Source organism: Micromonospora sp. CCTCC AA 2012012 (assembly GCF_040499845.1).
GTDB lineage: Bacteria > Actinomycetota > Actinomycetes > Mycobacteriales > Micromonosporaceae > Micromonospora > Micromonospora mangrovi.
This window is the reverse complement of record NZ_CP159342.1, coordinates 3,262,703-3,283,327: the sequence shown is the minus strand read 5'-3', so window position 1 is coordinate 3,283,327 and position 20,625 is coordinate 3,262,703. Positions and strand designations below refer to the sequence as shown.

At 73.5% G+C, this 20,625-nt stretch carries 17 protein-coding genes; 12 read left to right on the top strand and 5 right to left on the bottom strand.

The annotated features are described in order from the left end of the window. The first annotated feature begins 45 nt into the window (after window positions 1-45). The 3 genes from ABUL08_RS14225 to ABUL08_RS14215 all read left to right on the top strand — a co-directional run bounded on the left by ABUL08_RS14225 (window position 46) and on the right by ABUL08_RS14215 (window position 2,564). A complete protein-coding gene (locus ABUL08_RS14225; RefSeq protein ID WP_350938271.1) occupies window positions 46-1,155 on the top strand; it encodes a DegT/DnrJ/EryC1/StrS family aminotransferase in 1,110 nt (369 codons plus the stop codon). After that, a complete protein-coding gene (locus tag ABUL08_RS14220) occupies window positions 1,152-2,183 on the top strand; it encodes a Gfo/Idh/MocA family protein (RefSeq protein ID WP_350938269.1) in 1,032 nt (343 codons plus the stop codon). Before ABUL08_RS14225 ends, ABUL08_RS14220 begins: the two co-directional genes overlap by 4 nt. 90 nt (window positions 2,184-2,273) lie before the next feature. Continuing rightward, window positions 2,274-2,564: a cold-shock protein gene (locus ABUL08_RS14215; protein ID WP_350938267.1), complete on the top strand. Its 291-nt coding sequence runs from the start codon at window positions 2,274-2,276 to the stop codon at window positions 2,562-2,564. Window positions 2,565-2,629: 65 nt separating this feature from the next. Here the strand turns inward: ABUL08_RS14215 and ABUL08_RS14210 are convergent, their stop codons facing one another. After that, window positions 2,630-3,448, bottom strand: a complete 819-nt coding sequence (locus ABUL08_RS14210; RefSeq protein WP_350938265.1) for an alpha/beta fold hydrolase — start codon at window positions 3,446-3,448, stop codon at window positions 2,630-2,632. Window positions 3,449-3,461: 13 nt separating this feature from the next. Continuing rightward, window positions 3,462-4,127, bottom strand: a complete 666-nt coding sequence (locus tag ABUL08_RS14205; protein WP_350938263.1) for a DUF4097 family beta strand repeat-containing protein — start codon at window positions 4,125-4,127, stop codon at window positions 3,462-3,464. A gap of 239 nt (window positions 4,128-4,366) precedes the next feature. Between ABUL08_RS14205 and ABUL08_RS14200 the strand changes: the two genes are divergently transcribed. Next, on the top strand, window positions 4,367-5,083 hold the full coding sequence (locus ABUL08_RS14200; protein ID WP_350938261.1) for a helix-turn-helix domain-containing protein: 717 nt from the start codon (window positions 4,367-4,369) through the stop codon (window positions 5,081-5,083). 73 nt (window positions 5,084-5,156) lie between these two features. Here the strand turns inward: ABUL08_RS14200 and ABUL08_RS14195 are convergent, their stop codons facing one another. Further along, window positions 5,157-6,809, bottom strand: a complete 1,653-nt coding sequence (locus tag ABUL08_RS14195) for a glycosyltransferase (RefSeq protein WP_350938259.1) — start codon at window positions 6,807-6,809, stop codon at window positions 5,157-5,159. Window positions 6,810-7,035: 226 nt separating this feature from the next. On the opposite strand from ABUL08_RS14195, the gene ABUL08_RS14190 reads away from it, so the two are divergent. The 4 genes from ABUL08_RS14190 to ABUL08_RS14175 are packed head-to-tail and all read left to right on the top strand — an operon-like array spanning window position 7,036 to window position 10,740. Continuing rightward, on the top strand, window positions 7,036-8,160 hold the full coding sequence (locus tag ABUL08_RS14190; RefSeq protein ID WP_377521776.1) for a glycosyltransferase: 1,125 nt from the start codon (window positions 7,036-7,038) through the stop codon (window positions 8,158-8,160). Between the two features lie 32 nt (window positions 8,161-8,192). Next, window positions 8,193-8,759, top strand: coding sequence for a hypothetical protein (locus ABUL08_RS14185; RefSeq protein WP_350938255.1), 567 nt, complete (start codon window positions 8,193-8,195; stop codon window positions 8,757-8,759). Then, the gene (locus ABUL08_RS14180; RefSeq protein WP_350938253.1) at window positions 8,756-10,144 is read left to right on the top strand and encodes a glycosyltransferase; all 1,389 of its coding nucleotides are present in this window, start codon (window positions 8,756-8,758) and stop codon (window positions 10,142-10,144) included. Before ABUL08_RS14185 ends, ABUL08_RS14180 begins: the two co-directional genes overlap by 4 nt. Next, complete coding sequence (locus ABUL08_RS14175; RefSeq protein ID WP_350938251.1) at window positions 10,141-10,740, top strand: hypothetical protein; 600 nt, start codon at window positions 10,141-10,143, stop codon at window positions 10,738-10,740. The genes ABUL08_RS14180 and ABUL08_RS14175 overlap by 4 nt, the downstream gene beginning before the upstream one ends. Before the next feature lie 64 nt (window positions 10,741-10,804). Here ABUL08_RS14175 and wecB read toward each other — a convergent pair whose 3' ends face one another. Then, entirely contained in the window at window positions 10,805-11,893 is a 1,089-nt protein-coding gene (wecB, locus tag ABUL08_RS14170; RefSeq protein WP_350938248.1) for a non-hydrolyzing UDP-N-acetylglucosamine 2-epimerase, read from the bottom strand. A 219-nt stretch (window positions 11,894-12,112) separates the two neighbouring features. On the opposite strand from wecB, the gene ABUL08_RS14165 reads away from it, so the two are divergent. The 3 genes from ABUL08_RS14165 to ABUL08_RS14155 all read left to right on the top strand — a co-directional run bounded on the left by ABUL08_RS14165 (window position 12,113) and on the right by ABUL08_RS14155 (window position 17,490). After that, the gene (locus ABUL08_RS14165; RefSeq protein ID WP_350938246.1) at window positions 12,113-13,642 is read left to right on the top strand and encodes a hypothetical protein; all 1,530 of its coding nucleotides are present in this window, start codon (window positions 12,113-12,115) and stop codon (window positions 13,640-13,642) included. Window positions 13,643-13,894: 252 nt separating this feature from the next. After that, a complete protein-coding gene (locus ABUL08_RS14160; RefSeq protein WP_350938244.1) occupies window positions 13,895-15,448 on the top strand; it encodes a glycosyltransferase family 4 protein in 1,554 nt (517 codons plus the stop codon). A 71-nt stretch (window positions 15,449-15,519) separates the two neighbouring features. Beyond that, window positions 15,520-17,490, top strand: a complete 1,971-nt coding sequence (locus ABUL08_RS14155) for a hypothetical protein (RefSeq protein ID WP_350938242.1) — start codon at window positions 15,520-15,522, stop codon at window positions 17,488-17,490. A gap of 48 nt (window positions 17,491-17,538) precedes the next feature. Here the strand turns inward: ABUL08_RS14155 and ABUL08_RS14150 are convergent, their stop codons facing one another. Further along, window positions 17,539-18,723: a hypothetical protein gene (locus tag ABUL08_RS14150; protein ID WP_350938240.1), complete on the bottom strand. Its 1,185-nt coding sequence runs from the start codon at window positions 18,721-18,723 to the stop codon at window positions 17,539-17,541. 328 nt (window positions 18,724-19,051) lie between these two features. Between ABUL08_RS14150 and ABUL08_RS14145 the strand changes: the two genes are divergently transcribed. Then, window positions 19,052-20,620: a glycosyltransferase family 2 protein gene (locus ABUL08_RS14145; RefSeq protein WP_350938238.1), complete on the top strand. Its 1,569-nt coding sequence runs from the start codon at window positions 19,052-19,054 to the stop codon at window positions 20,618-20,620. Window positions 20,621-20,625 lie beyond the last annotated feature (5 nt).

Below are 20,625 nucleotides of genomic sequence, written 5' to 3'. Positions count from 1 at the left end.
GCCGGAAAACCCCCAATGAGCACTTTGTCGACAGGAGGAAGCCCCATGGCTGGGCCGCACTCAGAGTTCATCCCCCCAGCGCGACCGATCATCGGTGAGGCCGAGATCGAAGCGGCTGTCCGGGTGCTGCGGAGCGGCCGGGTCGTACAGGGCCCGGAGGTCGCGGCGTTCGAGGAGGAGTTCGGCGAGCTGGTCGACGGCCGGCACTGCGTCGCCGTCAACTCCGGCACCTCGGCCCTTCAGCTCACCCTGATGGCGCTCGGCTTCGGCCCGGGCGACGAGGTCATCGTGCCCTCGTTCTCCTTCGCCGCGAGCGGCAACGCCGTCCGCCTGGTCGGCGCCGAGCCGGTCTTCGTGGACATCGAGCCGGGCACCTTCTGCGTCGACCCGGAGGCCGTCGCCGCCGCGATCACGCCGAAGACCGTCGGCATCATGCCGGTGCACCTCTACGGCCACCCGGCCGCGATGGACCGGATCATGGCCATCGCGCAGCAGCACGGCCTGGCCGTGGTCGAGGACGCCGCACAGGCGCACGGCGCCGCGCTGAACGGCACCCCGGTCGGCGCCTTCGGCACCGCCGGCTGCTTCAGCTTCTATCCGACGAAGAACATGCACTCCCTCGAGGGCGGCATGATCACCACCGGTGACGCCGAGCTGGCCCGTACCCTGCGGCTGCTGCGCAACCAGGGCATGGAGCAGCGGTACGCCAACGAGATCGTCGGCGCCAACATGCGGATGACCGACGTGGCCGCCGCCATCGGCCGGGTGCAGCTGCGCCAGCTCGGCGAGTGGACCGAGCAGCGTCGCGCCAACGCCAAGTTCCTCGACTCCGCCATCACCGGCATGATCACCCCGCCGGTGGCCGACGGTGCCAAGCACGTCTACCACCAGTACACGGTGCGGGTGACCGGCAACCGCGACGCCGCCCAGGCCCGCCTCACCGAGCTGGGCATCGGCAACGCGGTCTACTACCCGACCCCGATCCACCGCCTCAAGCCCTACCTCAACGCGGACGGCCAGCCCGGCCCGTGGGACCTCCCCGAGACCGAGAAGGCCGCCGCCGAGGTGGTCTCGCTGCCGGTGCACCCGTCGCTGAGCCAGGCCGACCTGGAGCGGATCGCCGAGGGTGCGAACCTCGCGGGCGGTGCCCGATGAGCGAGGGACGCAAGCTGCGCGCCGGCCTGATCGGCCTCGGCGCGATGGGGCGCAACCACGCCCGGGTGCTGTCCAACCTCGACGGCGTCGAGCTGGTCGGCATCGTCGACCCGGCCGGTGACACCACCGGCACGCTGCGCGCCCCGGTCGTACCGGACCTGAGCGACCTGCTCGCCATGGGCGTCGACTACGCCGTCGTCGCCTGCCCCACCGCACTGCACGAGCAGATCGGCCTGGAACTCGCCGCCAACGGCGTCTGCGCGCTGATCGAGAAGCCGCTCGCGCAGTCCGTCGAGGCGGCCACCCGGCTGGTCGACGCGTTCGAGACCGCCGGCCTGGTCGCCGGCGTCGGCCACATCGAGCGCTACAACCCGGCCCTGCAGAACCTGCGTACCCGGCTGGAGGCCGGCGAGCTGGGCGAGGTCTTCCAGGTCGTCACCCGCCGCCAGGGCCCGTTCCCGCACCGCATCGCCGACGTCGGCGTGGTGATGGACCTGGCCACCCACGACATCGACCTGACCAGCTGGGTCACCGGCCAGGAATACACCTCGGTCTCGGCCCGGACGGTCTCCCGCTCCGGCCGGCTGCACGAGGACATGGTCGCCGTGGTGGGTCAGCTCGCCGACGGCACGATGGTCAACCACCTGGTCAACTGGCTGAGCCCGCTCAAGGAGCGGTCCACCGTCGTCACCGGCGACAAGGGCTGCTTCGTGGCGGACACCCTCACCGCCGACCTGACCTTCTATGCCAACGCCGCCATCGACACCGAGTGGGAGGCGCTGCGCGCGTTCCGCGGCGTCGCCGAGGGCGACATGGTCCGCTTCGCGATCCCGAAGCGGGAGCCGCTGCTGGTCGAGCACGAGCGGTTCCGCGACGCCGTCGAGGGCAAGCAGAGCGACATCGTCACCCTGCGCCAGGGCCTGCGGACCGTGCAGGTGGCCGCCGGTCTGCTGGAGTCGGCGTCGGTCGGCAAGACGGTCGCCGTGGGTTCGGCCGCCGAGGCCGGCGACCGGGTCGCCGTCGCCTGATCCCGTACGACCGAAAGGGCCGGACCGCCGACGCGGTCCGGCCCTTTCGCGGGTCGGTGGTGGACGCCGTCAAGGGGTGATACTGACGGTGTGACAGCTACCGGCACCGTGCGGGAATGGCGCAGCGGCGAGGGCTGGGGAGTCATCGACTCCGACGCCACCCCGGGCGGCTGCTGGGCGCACTTCAGCAGCATCCTGGCCGGCGGCTTCCGATCCCTCGATCCGGGCCGCCCGGTCTCCTTCGAGTTCGAGCGCGCCGAGCAGGACGGATACGCCTTCCGGGCGCTCGCGGTCTGGACCGGCGACGAGCGTCCCGCATCCCCGGCGCAGTGCCGGTCGGTGGCCTACCGCAGCACCCTGCATCTCGAATTCGGTGAATGAGGGGACGGCGTGGCAGGCCGAGCGGCCTCTGATCCGCCTGCCACGCCCGGCCAGGGTGATCGGCCTCAGCCGCGGCCCGTCCGATCGAGGCCGGCGACCTCGCGTACGGCAGCGGTGACGGCCCGGTAGTCCTTCTTGAGCAGGGCACCGTGGTTGCTGGCGACCTTTGCGCTGACCGCGATGTTGGGGTTGCCGGCGGTCACCGCGTCCAGGCTGGTGCGGATGCGTTCCTGCTCGTCGCCGTGGCTGCCGAAGGAGACGCCGGAGGCGACCACGTACCGGGTCGGGACGGTGATGGCGTCGAGCACCGGGCCCAACTGGTCCACCCGGGAGAGCCGGCCGAGTTCGATGTTGCTCTCGGCCTGCTGCGCGGCGCTCATCCGAGGGGCGAGGCCGGTCGGGCGCAGCAGCGGCAGGAAGAGGTTCAGCCGTCGGAACAGCTTCCGGATCCGCTGTTCCATGGCCTCGTCCAGCCAGTCGTACGGGAACGCGCCGTCGACCAGGACCGCGCCGATGGCCCGCTCGGGGTTCCGGTGGGCCCAGTGGGCCGCGACGACCGCCCCGTAGGACCAGCCGACCACGAGCGCCCGATCCACCTCGCGCGCGGCGAGCACGGCGTCGACGTCGCGCACGGCCGCGGCGAAGGAGTAGTCCGCGGAGCGCTTCGAGCGGCCCCGGGCGCGCTCGTCGTAGGTGAGGTGCCGCCAGCCCGGCCCGAGGTCGGCGATCACCCGGCGCCAGTAGCCCTGGGTGGCGAACTGGCCGTTGAGGTAGACCACCGGGACACCTGGACCGCCGGTGTCGGTGACGGCCAGCGCGGTGTCCTCGACCGGCACCAGGCCCGTCCACGTCGGACCGCTCACGGGCGTGTCGTTCTTCGTCATGCTTGCTGCTCCTCTAGAGGCTGCGGGCGGCGATGTCGCCCTGCGCGGTGGTGGCGTGGATGTCGAGCACGGTGGTGCCGTCGTTGCGGAGCGCGTTGCTGATCCGGCCGTGGCCGGTGCCGGCGTCCAGGGCCGCCGAGACGCCGACGGCGGCGCCGACCGAGATGTCGCCGGACCCGGTACGCAGCACGACGGTGCCGCGGACGGCCTCCGCGATCCGGATGTCGCCCCGCGCGGTGCTGATCTCCGCGGGCCCGGTGAGCCGACCCACCTCGACGTCGCCGTCGATCGCGGTGAGCCGCACCTGCCCCGCCTCGTCGATCTTGATCCGGCGGTACGCGCCCTCGAAGGCGAGGTCACCGAGGCGACCGACGCCGCGCAGCTCGGCGCCGGCGGCCTTCGCCTCGACCCGGGAGCCGGCCGGTAGTTGGACCGTGACCTCCAGCGATCCGGAGGGGCCGAGGAGCCGGTTCCTCGGCTCCTCGGTCTGGATCCGCAGGACGCCGTCGGCGTAGGTGACGCTGGTCCGGTCGGCCGCCCGTACGTCGTTGTTCCTCGCGGGGTCGTCGGGCCGGACCTCGACGGTGGCGTCGGCGCGGTCGGCGGCGATGAACCGGACGCGTCCGGCGGGGATGTCCAGGACGGCGGTGATCGGGACCGGGGTGTCGAACTTCTGCATCGTGCGCCTCCCGTGCTCACTGTGTCTTTCCGACAACGGAAACGCTACGTTGCTTTCTACTTGGTGGCAACGAGACTGTTGCGTTCGCTCGGAGTATCAACAGGTCAGAGCCAGTAAATCGTTGCGATGGATTTGGAAGCAATGCAACGTCTGGCACCTGTCGCATTGCAATGAATGGTGAGTGAACGCTATGCTGAGCGGCGCAGGGACCAACACGCGGAAACACCGAGGAGAACGCGATGCCGGGAGGCAGGCTCACCGTCCAGGAACGCCAGCAGATCGCCCTGGGGTTGGCCGACAGCCTTCCCTACGCCGAGATCGCCCGCCGCCTCGACCGTCCGACCTCGACGATCACCCGGGAGGTGACGCGCAACGGCGGCCCCACCGCCTACCGCGCCGATCTGGCCCATCGCGCCACCGAGCGCCGCGCCCGGCGGCGTCGACCCGCCTCCAGCACCGGATCACCGACCGCCCCCCAACCCCACGGGCGCGACCCGGAGGCCGTGGCCGAGTTGGAGGAGAGTCTGACCACCGTCCTCATGGCCTCGGGTCTGCCCAAGATGGCGGCCCGGGTGCTGACCTGCCTCTTCACCACCGACGCGGGCAGCCTCACCGCGTCCCAGCTGGCCCAGCACCTCCGGGTCAGCCCGGCGTCCGTCTCCAAGGCGATCACCTTCCTGGAGGCGCAGAGCCTGGTCCGCCGGGAACGCGACGAACGCCGCCGCGACCGGTACGTCGTCGACGACGAGCTCTTCTACCAGGCGACGATCGCCGGCGCCCGGGCCAACGACCAGCTCGTCGAGACCGCCCGCCGGGGCGTGGCCGTCCTCGGCCCGCACACTCCCGCCGCCCACCGGCTGGAGAACATCGCCCGCTTCCTCGACTTCATCAGCGAGAGCATCACCCGCGCCGCCGAGCAGGCCCGGGAGGTCCTGCACACGAGGCCGACGGCCTAGGGCCCGGGTGCAGCACCGGGCCGGTCCGGCGGGAGCACCTGGGGCGGGACGGCGAGGTTCGTCGGCGTCCGGCTCAGCCGACCGGCGGGGTGTCCACGCCGAACAGCGCGTCGAAGCCGCGCCGCACCACGGTCCAGTCCCAGGTCGCGATGGCGTGGGCGGCGGCGGCCTCGCCGGTCGCCCGCCAGCGCTCTTCATCCGCGGTGACGTCGAGGATCCGCGCCGCCGCCTCGGCCGGCGTCCGCACCACCCAGTCGGCCGGGAAGAGCGAGTGCGCGCCGTGCGGGCGGGAGGCGAAGAACGGCCAGTCCCGCACCACCGGCACCGCCCCGCTCGCGGCCCCCTCCACCACCGCGCAGTGGAAGCTCTCCCGCACCGAGGTGCTGAGGATGACGCCGATCCCGGTGAGCGCCTTCGGCACGTCACTGACCTGCCCGACCCGCACCACCGCGCCGGTCGGCTCCAGCTCGGCCAGGTCGGCGTCGAGGGCGTCGGCGTACTGGCGTACCCCCTCGCCGGCGTCCCGGTTGAGGCCGTCGCCGACGAGCAGCAGCCGGTAGCGGTCGTCCTCGGCGCGCAGCAGCCGCAGCACCTCGACGGCCCAGCGCGGGTCCTTGGCGACCGCGCTGATCCCGACCAGGCCCAGGGTGAACCGGGCCGACGCCTCCTTGGGCAGCGGGAACGCCCGCAGGTCCATCGCGTTGCTGAGCACGTGCAGCCGGGGCGCGTGCGGGCCGACCAGTGCCGGGGCGACCTCGGCGGCGAAGTCGCGCAGGTGCTCGGAGACGAAGACCACGTCGTCGACCCGGGTGAAGTCGATCAGGTGCGGCCAGAAGCTGAACGCCTCGAAGCTGTGCAGCCGCAGCACGATCCGGGTGTCACCCGGGTCGACCAGGGTCACCATCGCGGCGGTCGCCACGGCCCAGTCGACGAAGAGGGTGTCCGCCCAGTCCAGGTGCGGGCGCAGCCAGCGTTCCACCTGCCGGCCGTACTCCGAGCCGCCCAGCACCGGGTCGGCGGCCAGCGCGTCGGGGCGGCGGATGAGCTGGTCGGCCTCCGGGTCCTCGGTGAGGTGCAGGTAGCGGAACTCGACGTCCGGATGGTGCGCGTACCGGTCGCGGATCTCGCGCAGGAAGTGGTCGTTGCCGTTGGTGAGCACCAGCAGCCGCAGCGGCCGGTCGGTCGGCGGCGGCGCGGCCGGTCGGGACCGGCCGCGCGGCGCCAGCAGCACCCGACCGACGGCGCTGTCGCGCAGCGGGGCCAGGAACGCCGCCGGGTCGTCCGCCAGAGGGGAGGTGAGCTGGTCGAAGTGCAGGACCCGGTGGAACTGGGCGCGCAGGGCCCGGTGCAGCCGCCGGGCCGCGCCCGGCCGGTCTCCCTTCGCGTACGCCGCGTCGGCCGCCGCGAGTTCCGCCGCGACCGCCGCCACCAGGTGGCCGGGCGTACGACCGGCCTTCAGCTCCCCGGTCGCCTCCTGCATCAGCAGGTCGGCCCGGGTGTCGACGTCGACGGAGCGGGCCACCGCCGCCAGCGCCGCCCGCGACTCGTCCGGTGACCAGCCGGCCCGGCTCATCCCGGCGCGCAGCCGCCGGGCCAGCGTGACCCGGGCCGGGGTGGGCAGCACCGGCACCGCCGCGAGCCCGCGCAGCAGCCGCGCCGCGGCGCGGTGCCGGACGACGGCGGGGGAGGTGACCCGGCGCAGCACCGGCTCCAGCGGGCCCTTCATGGCTGACCGTCTCGGGTCACGGATGCGCTCCGGGTCACTCGGTGGGGCCCGCCGGCCCCGCAGGCCGGCCGAGCGTGATCGACAGCCTGCATGTTAACGTCAGTCGGTCTGGACAAAACGGCTGGGAAGGTTCGGGGTGCCTCCATCTTCTGACCGGGACGTCGCTGTCCTGACTCCCTGGTACCCGAACCGTGAGCTGCCGTTCCGGGGCGCGTTCGTGCGGGCCATGGTGGACGCCACCGCGCCCGGCTGTGACCGGATGACCGTCTTCCACTGTGACGCCTGGGTGGCCGCGCTCGACGGGACCGCCGACCGGGCCGTCCTGGCCGCGCACCGCGAGCTGATGCCGCACGCGTTGCACCGCAACCCGACCGTCGGCGGTGCCGAGCTGGTCTACGTGCCGGTCCCGGTGCCGCGCGGCCAGGGGCACGCCGAGATCGCCGACCGGCACGACGTGGCGCTCCGCGCCGCCCTGGGCGGCGAGCCGATCGACGCCCCGGTGGTGCACGCGCACGTCGGGCTGCCCAGCGGCTGGGCGGCGATCCGCAACGCCCGCCCGGACGCGAAGATCTTCGTCACCGAGCACGCCAGCTTCCTGGACAAGGTCCTGGAGACGCCGCGCGGCCGGGAGATGTACGACGAGGTGCTGCACCGCTGCACCGGCTTCCTGGCCGTCGGCGAGGGGGTGCGCCGGCCGCTGGTCGAGGCGTTCCCGCACCACGCCGACCGGATCGGGTCGATCTCCAACCCGATCGCCTTCGACCAGCCGCGGGCCACCCCGGTCACCGCGCTGCGCCGGTGGCTCTTCGTCGGCGCGCTCTCCGAGCTGAAGGGCGTCCCGCTGCTGCTGGAGGCGTTCGCCCGGTGCCGGGCCGACGAGCCGGAGCTGACCCTGACCCTGGTCGGCGAGGGCGCGCTCCAGGCGAGCCTGACCGCCCGGGCGGCCGAGCTGGGGGTGGCCGACGCGGTCACCTTCACCGGCGCGATCCCGCCGGACGAGGCGCTGCGGCTGATGCGCGAGCACGACGTGCTGGTGCACCCCAGCCGGCAGGAGACCTTCGGCGTCGCGGTGATCGAGGCGGTCGCCGCGGGGCTGCCGGTCCTGGTCACCCGCTGCGGCGGCCCGGAGCGCACGCTCGCCGGGGTGGAGGACGCCGCCGGCGTCATGATCGACGTGACGGACGACCCGGAGACCATCGTCGCCGGCTACCGCGCCCTGCGGTCCCGGCTGGCGAGCGGCCTCGATTCGTCACTCGCCCGCAAGGTGCTGGCCGACCGGTACGGGTACGCTGCCGTCGCCCGCACCCACCACCGTCTCTGGTTCCCCGACGAGGCGGCCCCGTCGGCCTGACCGGCCGGCGCGACCAGAGCTGATGGAGTGAGATGCACGTTCTTTTCCTGTCCGTCGGGGGCACCCGGCGGCGTGCGGTGGTGGAGGAGTCCGCCCAGGTGGTCGCCGACGGGGGGACGGCCACCGTGGTCGTCGACCGGGTGGCGCCGTGGAGCCGGGAGACCTTCGCCGACGGGGTGCGGGTGATCGACCTCGCCGGCCTGGAGCAGCGGCAGCGGGCGGCGCGGGTGGAGCAGGCCGTGCTCTTCAAGGCGCCCCGCAAGGTGCTGCGCACGGTGGGCCGGGGCCCGCTGCGCCGTTTCGCCAAGCGGGCCGAGAAGTCGTACGAGAAGCGGATCGCCGCCCGCGCGCACCGCGCCTTCGTGCGGTTGCGGGGTGACCTGCGTCCCAAGCTGGTGGACGGTCTGCTGCGCCGGGGTAACCCGGTGGACGTGTTGGTGGTCACGGATCCGGTGGCCATGCCGTACGCGGCCCGCCTGCTGACCGGTGGGCGCCCGGCGGCGCAACCGAGAGTCTGCTTCAGTTACGACTACGCTGGTCGTACGCCGAAACGTCAGCACCGGTCAGATCCGGATGCCGTCCAGGGGGACAACTCATGAATCGGACGCGGGAGCCGCGCCGACCACGCATTCTCTACCTCTCGTTCTACTTTCCGCCGTCGCGGGCCAGCGGGGTCTACCGCGCCCGGGCCACGGCGAACTACCTGGCCGCCCACGGCTGGGAGGTGACCGCGTTCGCGTCGCCGCTGAAGTTCCTGCACAACGTGATCGGCTCGGTGGACGAGCAGCTCGCCGAGACGGTCGACCCGAGCATCCGGGTGGAGCGGCCCAACCTGAGCCACTTCGCCTGGGAGCGGGACCTGCGGCACTTCAGCCGGTTCCGGGGCATGTCGCCGATCCTGGCGCGCAACGTCTACAACCTCGGCCTGAAGAAGATCTTCCCCGAGCACTACCTCTCCTGGGCCGCCGCGGCGGTGCGCAAGGCGCTGAAGATGCACGCCAAGCGCCGCTTCGACGTGGTGCTCGCCACCGGCAACCCGTTCGCCTCGTTCGCCGCCGCCTGGGTGATCCACAAGCTCACCGGGGTGCCGTTCGCGGTCGACTACCGGGACGCCTGGACGCTGAACATGTTCACCGAGGAGGACGCCTACCCGGCGGACCACCCGGCCTGGAAGTGGGAGAAGCGGATCCTGCGCGACGCCTCCGCGTCGATCTTCGTGAACCAGGCCCTGCGCACCTGGTACGCCCAGCGCTACCCGGACTCGGCGGACCGGATGATGGTCGTGCCGAACGGCTGGGACCCGGACCTGCTCACCCAGCTGGAGCCGACGGGCGCCACGACGACCCACGACCGCTCCCGCCCGCTGCGGTTCAGCTTCCTCGGCACGATGAACAACACCCAGCCGGTCGAGCAGTTGGCGGAGGCGTTCGAGCGGGCCCGCCGCCACCCCGACCTGGCCGACGCCGAGCTGAACATCCACGGCCACCTGGGCTACTTCAAGCAGAGCCAGGCCGAGCTGATGGGGCGGCTGGGGCTGCCCGGTGGTGAGCACGGGCACTCGCTGCCCGACACCGGCATCCACTACCGCGGCCCGGTCTCCAAGACCGAGGTCGGCAGCGTCTACCAGGACAGCGACGTGCTGGTCTTCCTGGCCGGCGGCGCCCGGTACGTCACCTCCGGCAAGATCTTCGAGTACATGGCCAGCGGCAGCCCGATCGTCTCGGTGCACGCCCCCGGCATCGCGGCGCAGGACGTGCTCGCCGGCTATCCGCTCTGGTTCAACCCGAACAGCCTCGACGTCGACGAGATCGCCGAGGCGATGATCGCCGCCGGCAAGGCGGCCCGGGACATGTCACCGGAGCAGCGGGCGGTGGCCCGCGCGCACGCCGCCACCTTCACCCGCGAGGCGGTCACCGCCCCGCTGGAGGCGCGGCTGCGCGGCATGGTCAAGCGGGGCATCGCCGGTGGGGAGACGCAGTCGTGACGACGGTGCGGGAACACGAGGAGGGATCGGCGACGGTGGTGGACGGTCGGCAACCACGGGTGCTGCTGCTCTCGTTCAACCTGCGTCCGCACGAGCGGGTCGTGGCGCTGGTCGACCGGCTGCTCGACGAGGGCGCCCGGGTCGACCTGCTGGTGCTCAGCGACAAGAACTGGGCCGAGTACGCCGACCGGACCGACCTGCACATCCTCGCCCTGAACGGGGCGGAGAAGCGGCACCCGGTGATGCGTACCGAGCGGATCCTGATCGAGCGCGGCCCGGAGAAGGTGCTCAACGGCCTGGGCCGGATCACCGGCGAGCGATCGGTCCGCCGGCTCAAGCGGGGGCACCAGCGGGTCGCCAAGGCGTTCCACAAGCGGGTCTTCATGAAGACCTACTCGAACTTCCGGCCGCTGGTGCTGTCCCGGATCTTCGACAAGCGGCTGCCGGGGCTGGGCCTCGACCGGGTCGACATGATCGTCGCCTCGGACGCCCTGTCCGTGACGCTGGGCTGGAAGCTGGCCCGTCGTTTCCCGAACGCCGTGGCCACCACCTCGCTCGACCCGCCGACGGCCGCCGAGGCGGCCGCGCGGAGCTGAGCACGGCAGGAGTTGACGGATCGGGGGTGGTCGCCGCGGCGACCACCCCCGACGTCGTTCTCGGTCAGCGTGCGTGCTCGGCGAGGATCCGCACCACGTTCTCGGCCGCCCGGCCGTCGCCGTACGGGGTGCCCCGGTCGGCGCGCGGGGCGGGCCGGGTGACCGTCTCCACCCAGCCGTCACGGCCCAGCGCCGACGGGTCCGGGACCAGCCGGTTCCAGTCGTCGGCCAGGGTCTCCACCCACTCGGTCTCCGGCCGCAGCGTGGTGCACGGCCGGTCCAGCAGGTAGGCCTCCTTCTGCAGGCCGCCCGAGTCGGTGACCACCCCGACCGAGCCGAGCACGGCGGCGACCATGCCGGCGTACGGCAGGGGCCGGCCGACGTGCAGCGAGCCGCCGCCCAGCTTGATGCCGTGCTCCTCGGCCCGGGCCAGCAGCCGGGGGTGGGCCAGCAGCGCGACCGGCACCGGCAGTTCGGCCAGCGCGGCGACCAGCGTGGCGAGCCGGCGCGGATCGTCGGTGTTCTCCGCCCGGTGCAGGGTGGCCAGCAGGTACGGCGCCGACGGGTCGATCCCCTCCGGCAGCTCCGGCCGGGGCGCCTCACCGGCCCGGACCAGGTCCCGGACCCGCAGGCAGACGTCGACCATCACGTCGCCGGCCAGCACCGCCCGCTTCGCCAGCCCCTCGTTGGCCAGGTGCCGCATCGCCTCCTCGGTGGGGGCGAGCAGCAGGTCGGCGCAGTGGTCGGTGAGCACCCGGTTGTGCTCCTCCGGCATCTGCCGGTTGAACGACCGCAGCCCCGCCTCCAGGTGCGCGACCGGCAGGTGCATCTTCACCGCGGAGAGCGCCCCGGCGAGGGTCGAGTTGGTGTCGCCGTAGACCAGCACCCAGTCGGGGCGCTCGGCGGCGAGCACCGGGTCCAGGGCGGCGAGGGTCTTGCCGGTCTGCACGCCGTGGCTGCCGGAGCCGATGCCCAGGTGCACGTCCGGGTCGGGGATGCCCAGGCCGGAGAAGAAGACGTCGGAGAGGTCCGCGTCGTAGTGCTGCCCGGTGTGCACGATGACGTGCTCGTGCTCGGTGGCGGCGAACGCGGCCGCGATCGGCGCGAGCTTGACCAGCTGCGGGCGGGCCCCGACGATGCTGACGACCTTCATCTGGATGTTTCCCTCCGATTGTCCTGTCCGCGATCGGCCGCTGCGGCCCCCGCACGCCCGGTCCACCCGTCGGCGGCCCCCGAGGCGTCGTGACCCACCGACCAGGCGCCGGACGGGCGTGGTGTCCGTCTCGTCGGGTTGTGGGCGGCCTAGGCTAACATCGCTGCCGTCCTGCCCCAGGACGGCAGCGCCATCCCGATACGAGCGTGAGGACCGCCCGTGGCCGTCGAACGTCCGGTCGCCGTCGACCCCGAGGTCGACGAACCCGCTCCCACCGACGGGTCGGCCAGCACCGTCGAGCCCGCGCGCCGGGGCCTGCGCCGTCGACCGCAGGACCTGGTCCTGGTCGGGCTGCTGCTGGCGTACGTCGCGGCGCGGGCGAGCATCGCCGCGCGGGTGGAGCCGTTCCGCACCTACGACTCCCGCTCGTACGCCGGGCTGCTGGACGGGTCGAATCCCACCGCCACCGTCTCCTTCACCGGCCACGCCCCCCGGCTGTGGGGGACCCCGCTGCTGTACGCGCTGGCCGGCAGCGACCCGGCGCGGGCGCTGGCGCAGGCGCTCGTCGGCACGGTCGCCTGGTCGGTGCTGGCCGTCGCGCTCTGGTTCAGCCTGCGCACCCTGACCGCCCGGGTGGTGGCGACGGTGCTCCTGCTCGGGCTGGCCCTGACCCCGGCCGCGTACGTCTGGGACCACACGCTGATCTCCGAGTCGCTCTCGATCAACCTGGGCCTGCTGGCCTTCGGCCTGCTGGCGATCTGGGTGCGGACCCGGTCCCGGGTCGTCCTGGTGGCGACGACCCTGGTCGTGCTCTGGTGGATCTTCGTGCGGCAGGACATGCTGCTCTTCGTCGGCCTGGTGGTGCTGGTGCTGGCCGGTCTGGCCTGGCGCAGCCGGCCGCACCGGCGGGCCGCGGCGGCCGCCCTGGTCGCGGTGCTCGCCGGCCTGGCCTGGAACGTGGCGATCCTCGGCCCGACCGATCACACCTTCGCGAAGTGGAGCGCCTCGGGCTATTCGCAGACCGAGGAGACCTTCCTCTACCGGCTGATGGTGCAGGTCATGGACGACCCGCAGATGCGCCGGACCTACTACCAGGACCTCGGCATGCCGCGCTGCCGGCCGATGGAGCGGGCCACCGCGCCGAAGGCGTGGCGGATCGGCGCGGTGTCGCAGGCGTACACGGCGTGCCCGGCGCTGCGTGCGTGGTCGGACGAGCACCGCATGTCGGTCGGCTACCGGTACGCGCTGGCCGACCCGCGCCACTACGCCTGGACCATGGAACAGACGCTGCCGGCGGCGCTGGGCAGCACCGCGCTGCACACGTACGGCAAGCCGGTCCCGCTGCTGCCCGACGGCGTCGTACAGGCGGTCTACTTCCCGGCCGCGCCGCGGGTGCTGCCGACGCTCGGCGGCATCACCCTGGTGGCGGTGCTGGCGTGCCTGCTCACCGGGGCGCTGCGCCGGCGGCGCCGGCTGGTGGTGGTCGGGGTGGTCGGCGGGCTGACCAGCGTGGCGAGCGTGCTGGCCAGCCTGATGCTGTCGGCGGGGGAGTACACCCGCTTCGGCATCCAGGAGTCCCTCTACCTGCGGATCAGCCTGCTGGTGCTGCTGGTCGCCGCGCTCGACGCGGCGCTGACCCGGCGGGCCGAGCGCACCGTCGGGCCCGCCGGCCCGGGCGAGGAGCCGGACCCGGCCGCCGCGGAGCAGGGCCGACCGGAGCCCGCCACGGTCTCGTCGGATGAGCGCTGAGGGCATGGTGCCGCAGGTCACGGGCGGTCCCGTCGGTGAGCGCGGGGGGCCGTGGTGGTGCAGGTCGATGGGTCCGGTCCTGCCGTAGACTCGCGAGGGCTCGTGGGCGGAGCCTTTCCCCCAGGTGAACGCAGGGCGGTGTGCTCCGGCACGAACCGCCCGGAGACGACCACACCCCCGCAGAAGGGCGATACCGGCACAATGGCAATCGAGGGCGCTTCCGGCCGACCGGCCGCGCGTGGACGAATCGTCATGTTGGTCGACAACGGCGTCAACGGCGACTCGCGCGTCCAGAAGGCCGCGCGCTCGGCGGCCGACGCCGGCTGGGAGGTGATCCTCCTCGGCCGGTCCCCGGTGAACGAGGAGCGGCACTGGCAGCTCGGCGAGGCCCGGGTCCGCCTGCTGAAGATGCCGAACCCACTGGCCAAGCGGCGGCACGAGTTCCGCCGGTCCCTGCTGCGCTGGCCGCTGGCGTACCCGCCCACCGGCATCGCCGCGCACCGGGCGCAGGCGGTCAAGGCGTGGAAGGCGGACCTCGCGGTGCGCCGTGCCCAGCTCGCCGTCACCGGCGGCGACGGTGGGCTGCGCGGGTCGGCGTTGACCGCCCAGGAGCTGGCCGCGAAGGCGACCGGCAAGTGGGTCTCGCTGCGGTACTGGTCGCTGACGAACGCCCGCACCCGGCGCAAGCTGCGCAGCCCGTGGGACCGCGCCTACACGAAGTTCTGGCAGTCGGTGCAGGGTGACCGGGCCTGGCGCCGGCTGGAGCCCGGGCTCTGGGACTACGAGCTGGCCTACGGACCGGTGATCGACGAGCTGAAGCCCGACCTGATCCACGCCAACGACTTCCGGATGCTGGGCGTCGCCGCCCGCGCCAAGATCCGCGCCTCGGCCGCCGGGCGGGAGATCAAGCTGGTCTGGGACGCGCACGAGTTCCTCCCCGGCATCAAGCCCTGGCAGGACAACGGCCGCTGGCTGCCGGCCCACATGGCGCACGAGCGGGAGTACGCCCCGTACGCGGACGCGGTGATGACCGTCTCGGACGGCCTGGCCGAGCTGCTCCAGCGCGAGCACGGCCTGGCCACCCTGCCCGACGTGGTGCTCAACGCGCCCGCCGCCGACCACGGCGAGCTGGTGCCCGACGCCCCCGCCCCCGACCTGCGGGCGCTCTGCGGCGTCGGCCCCGACGTCCCGCTGCTGGTCTACAGCGGCGCCGCCGCCCGGCAGCGTGGCCTCGACGTGATGGTCGACGCCCTGCCGGAGCTGCCGGGCGTACACGTCGCGCTCGTGGTCAACAAGCCGGCCGGCGGGTACGTCACCGGCGTGCTGGCCCGGGCGGCGAAGCTCGGCGTGGCCGACCGGGTGCACGCGCTGCCCTACGTCGCGCACTGGCAGGTGGTGCCCTTCCTCGGCGCGGCCGACGCCGGGGTGATCCCGATCCACCACTGGCCCAACCACGAGATCGCCCTGATCACCAAGTTCTTCGAGTACTCGCACGCCCGGCTGCCGTTGATCGTCTCCGACGTGAAGACGATGGCCGGCACGGTCCGCTCCACCGGCCAGGGCGAGGTGTTCCGGGCCGAGGACACCGCCGACTACGTCCGCGCGGTCCGCGCCGTGCTGGCCGACCCGGAGCGCTACCGGGCCGCGTACGACCGGCCCGGCCTGCTCGAGGAGTGGACCTGGGAGGCGCAGGCCCGGGTGCTCGACGGGGTCTACTCCCGGCTGCTGCCGGGCCGCCCCGGCGCCGTCCCGACCGCCCGTCCGGCGCCCGCCGCCGAGTCGACCCCGGTCGGCGCGGAGGCCTGAGCCCGACCCCGGCCGGACCCCGCGACGGGCAGGGTCCGGCCGGGAAGATCGCTTTCGTAGACTCTTGCGCCATGACCGCGTCCGGCCCCGACACCCGCCGCCCTGATTCCGCGTCGACCGGCGGCGCCGACGCGCCGAGGGAGGACCGCGCGGTGACCGACACCACCAGCACCGGGCCGGTGACCGCGCCGACCGGCCCGACCACCGGCGGCACCGTCCCGGAGCAGCGGACCGACGACCGGGCGGAGCCGACCGGCGCACCGGACCCGACGCCGGGCGCCGGGGACGGGGCCGACGAGGCGGCGGCCGTACCGAGGTGGCGGCGGGCCCGGGTGGACCTCCTGGTCGCCCTGGTCTACCTGCTCGGCGCGGTCTGGGTGACCGCCCGCGGCTGGCGGGACTTCGACGGTCGCCTGCTCGGCAGCCGCCCCGACGACCAGGGCTTCAACGAGTGGATGCTGGCGTACGCGGCGCACGCGGTCAGCCACCTGGAGAACCCGTTCTTCACCACCCTGCAGAACGCCCCGACCGGGGTGAACCTGATGACCAACGTCGGGATGCAGCTGCCCGGCCTGGTGCTGGCCCCGGTCACCCTGCTCTTCGGGGCGTCCTTCTCGTACCTGCTCTTCATCACCCTGAACCTGGCCGGCACCGGTTACGCCTGGTACCACGTGCTCTCCCGGCACCTGGTGCGGTCCCGGGCGGCGGCGTTCGTCGGCGGGCTCTTCTGCGCCTTCGCGCCGGCCCTGGTGTCGCACAGCAACGGGCACCCGCACATCACCGCCCAGTGGCTGGTGCCGTTCATCGTCTGGCGGGTCGTCGCACTGGCCCTGGACGGCCGGGTGCTGCGCGACGGGCTGATCCTGGGCGTCCTGGTCGCCGCGCAGTTCTTCGTCAGCCTGGAGATCCTCTTCCTGACCGCGCTGGGCCTGCTGATGTTCGTCCTCGGCCACCTGGTCGTCCGGCCCCGGGACGCGCTGCGGCGGGTCCGGCCGCTCGTCGCCGGCCTGGCGGTCGGCGGGACGCTGGTGGCGGCCGCCGCCGCGTACCCGCTGTGGATGCAGTTCGCCGGGCCGCAGCACCGGGTGGGGCACCCCGGCGCCCCGGACGTCTACGCCCTGAAGCTCGGCTCCTACGTCCGGTACGCCACCGAGTCGATCGCGGGCAGCCTCACCAGCGCCGGCGGCTGGGGCCCGAACACCACCGAGCAGGCCAGCTTCTACGGCTGGTCGCTGCTGGTGCTGGCGGTGGCCGCCGTCTGGTGGCTGCGCCGCGAGGCGATCGTCCGGGTCCTCGCCCTGGTCGCCGTCGTCTCCGCGCTCTTCTCGATCGGCACCACCTGGACGTGGGGCGTCGAACGGACCACGATCCCGGCCCCGTTCGCGCTGGTGGAGAACCTGCCGGTGTTCGACTCGGTGGTGGTGGCCCGGTTCGCGCTGATCACCACCGTGGCCCTCGGCGTGCTGCTGGCCGTCGCCGGGGACCGGCTCACCGCCGCAGAGCTGCGGGCCCAGCCCGCCGGGCGGCTGCTCGCCCGGTTGGGTGCGGTCGCCGCGCTGGCCGCGCTGCTGCCGATCCTGCCCACCCCGCTGCCGGCGCGCGGACGCGCCCCCGTGCCGCACTTCGTCACCGACGGCGAGTGGCGCGCGCACGTGAGCCCCGGGCGGACCCTGGTGCCGGTGCCGGTGGTCAACATGACGTCGGTGTACTGGAGTTCCGCCGCCCTGGCCGGCTTCGCCGTGCCGCAGGGCTACTTCCTCGGCCCGGTCTCGGCCACCGACGCCACCGGCCGGTGGGGGGTCGAACCGCAGCCGACCGCCGCGCTGCTCACCGCGGTCGCCGAGGGCAAGCGGGACACCGCCGTGACCCCGGCCGAGGTGGCCCAGGCCCGCGCCGACGCCCGCTACTGGAAGGCCGACGCGGTGGCGCTGCCGAAGCACCGCCGCCAGACCGCGCTGCGTACCGTGCTGGACGCGCTCTACGGGCCGGGCCAGCGGGTCGACGACGTGTGGCTGTGGGACGTCCGCCCGTACACCCGCTGAGTGACCCGGCGACGCGACCGGGGCCGACCCGGCCGCGTCGCCGGGGCCCTACGGCGACTGGGCCCAGATGATCAGCACGTGCCCACCGAGGTAGGCGGAGACGACCGTGAGGGTCGCCACCACCGTGACCGCCTTCGCCCGGGACGCCCGCGCCAGCGCCACGGCCACCGGCAGCAGCAGCGGGAACGCGGGCAGCAGGAAGCGGGCCTTCGCGTGGTAGTAGCCGGCGGCGCCGAGGGTGGTGACCAGCAGCAGGCCGCTGTACAGCAGCAACTGCCACGGCTGCCGGTCGAGCAGGCTCAGCACGAACAGCGCCACCGCCAGCAGCACCACCAGGGTCACCACGTACAGCGTCAGCGCCGACGGGTGGCCCAGCACCTTCCGCGCCACCGTCACCGTGTCCGCACCGAAGTCGAAGGTGGTGCCCCAGCCGGCGTCCTGGATGTGGAACCAGCCGTCCGGGCGGCCGGTGCGCCACCCCACCCAGGCCAGGTAGCCCAGCCAGCCGGCCGGCGCGAGCAGCAGCGCCGCCCAGGGCCGCCAGCCGTCCCGACGCCGCAGCACGGCCACCAGCGCGGCCAGGCACACCACGGCGAGCAGGGACGACGCCGTCGGTCGGGTCAGCCCCGCCAGCAGGCAGAGCAGACCCGCCGTCACCCACCGGGCCCGCAGCACCGCGTAGAGGCTCCACGCGGCGAGGGCGGTGAAGAGCCCCTCGCTGTAGCTCATCGACTGCACGACGCTGTGCGGCAGCACGCCCCACAGCACCGCGAGCAGGATGCCGACCCGGCGGTCGTACAGGTGGTCGCCGATGGCGTACAGCGCCCACGCGGCGGCCAGGGCGGCGACCCACGCCACCAGCAGCGCGGTGTTCCGGGCGCCGAGCGGGGTGAGCGGCTCCAGGGCCCGGATCAGCCCCGGATAGAGCGGGAAGAAGGCCATGTTGCTCTGCACCCGCTCGTAGCCGTCGTACCCGTGCTGGGCGATGCCCAGGTACCAGGTGCCGTCGGACTTGCTGAGCAGCGCCCCGGTGGAGCGGCCGGTGCTCCGCGCCCAGAGCGCGAGGGTGAGCAGGCCGACCAGCCGGACCGCGAGGTAGCCCGCGAGGGCGGGCAGCGCGGCGCGGGCCGCGGCCCGCAGCCGTGCCGGCCGGCCGGCCGGCGGCGCCTGCCCGGCCGGCTCGGGCGGTGTCCACCGCTGCGGGCCGCGCTCGTCGGTCATCACCACGTCCATGTCCGGGTCCCGTCAGTGAGGGGGTGTGCGGTCCACCGGAGGGCGGCAGGCCGCCCCTGGCCTGCGGCGACGGTGTGCTGTGCGGCCCGGGAACCGGATGCAGGGTAGCAACCTACGCGGCCGGGCCCGGAACACCGGACGGCGCTCCCGCTGGTCGCCGACCGCCTGTCGTAGACTCGCTCGGGTCCGCGAGGGCGGTGCCGGCTTCGACGGAACGGGCGGTAATGGGATCTGACGGCACGACCGCAGGGGTGGACACCCGGGTACGGGTCGCCACTCAGGTCGAGAACCGGACCGGCGGGGACTCACCGGCGCGGAAGGCGGAGGCGTGACCCAGCCCGACGTGACGGTCGTCGTCGCGGTCTACAACACCATGCCGGACCTGACCACCTGCCTCACCTCCCTGGTGGAGCAGAGCATCGGTCGGGACCGGCTGGAGGTCGTCGCGGTGGACGACGGTTCCACCGACGGCAGCGGCGCCGAACTGGACCGCTTCGCCGAGGCGTACCCGGGCACGGTGAAGGTGCTGCACCAGGCCAACTCGGGTGGGCCGGCCGCGCCGAGCAACCGCGCCCTGGACCAGGCCACCGGCCGGTACGTCTTCTTCATCGGCGCCGACGACCACCTCGGCCGCGAGGCGCTGGAGCGGATGGTGGACGCCGCCGACCGCTGGGGCTCGGACGTGCTGCTCGGCCGCACGGTCGGGGTCAACAAGCGCTACATCCACCAGGAGATCTTCGACCAGACCCGGACCGAGGTGGACCTCTTCACCTCGGCGCTGCCGTTCTCGCTCTCCAACACCAAGCTGTTCCGCCGGGAGCTGGTGGAGAAGTACGGTCTGCGCTTCCCGGAGGACATGCCGGTCGGCAGCGACCAGCCGTTCACCCTCGAAGCCTGCCTGCGCGCCGGCCGGATCTCCGTGCTCGCCGACTACGACTACTACTACGCGGTCAAGCGGCTCAACGCCGGCAACATCACCTACCGCAGCGACCACGTCGCCCGGCTCGACTGCGTGGACCGGATCGTCCGGTTCGTCGCCGCGCAGCTCGAACCGGGGGAGCAGCGCGACGCCGTGCTCCGGCGGCACTTCGCCTGGGAGATCGCCAAGCTGCTGAAGGCGGACTTCCTCAAGCTCGACCGGGACGTCCAGGAGCGGGTCCGGGCCGGGGTCGGCACGCTGGCCCGGGACTTCCTCACCGACCGGATCCGCGACCAGCTCGACGTCACCTCCCGGGTCCGGATCGGCACCGCCGCGTACGGCTCCCTGGCCGACCTGCGCGCGGTGATCCGGCAGGACGTCGAGGAGGGCCTGCCGCCGATGGTGCTCCAGGACGACCGCTGGTACGCCGTCTATCCGGGCTTCGGCGACCCGCGCTCCGGCCTGACCGACGAGTGGTTCGAACTGACCAACCCGGCCGCCCGTTGGCTCGCCCGGCTGGACGCGGTCTCGATCGGCTGGACGGTCGACGGCGCCGGTGAGCGGGTGCTCCGACTGGTCGCCCGCAGCCCCCGCCCCGACCTCGCCGAGCTGGTCGGCGGCGCGCTCGGGCTGCACGCCGGCAAGGTCGAGGGCATCCTGCGCCCGCTCACCCAGGACCCCGTCGGCACCACCGTGCACGCCACCTTCCGGGTGCGTGACCTGCTCGCCGAGCTGGCCCCCGAGGGCGGCAACCGGGTGGTGCGGGCGCGGGTCGCCGGCACCACCGGCGACGGCACCCCGCTGCGCGGTCCCCGGCCCCCGGTGGTGCAGCGGGTGCTGCACCGCGAGGCGGGCCAGCTCTTTCTGATCACCGCCACCACAAATCACAAAGGTCAGCTGGTGTTCGCCGTCTCCCCGGTGACGCTCCGTCGAATGATGGCCCGCCTGCGGCGCCGGCTTCCGCTAGGAGGAAAGTAGTACTC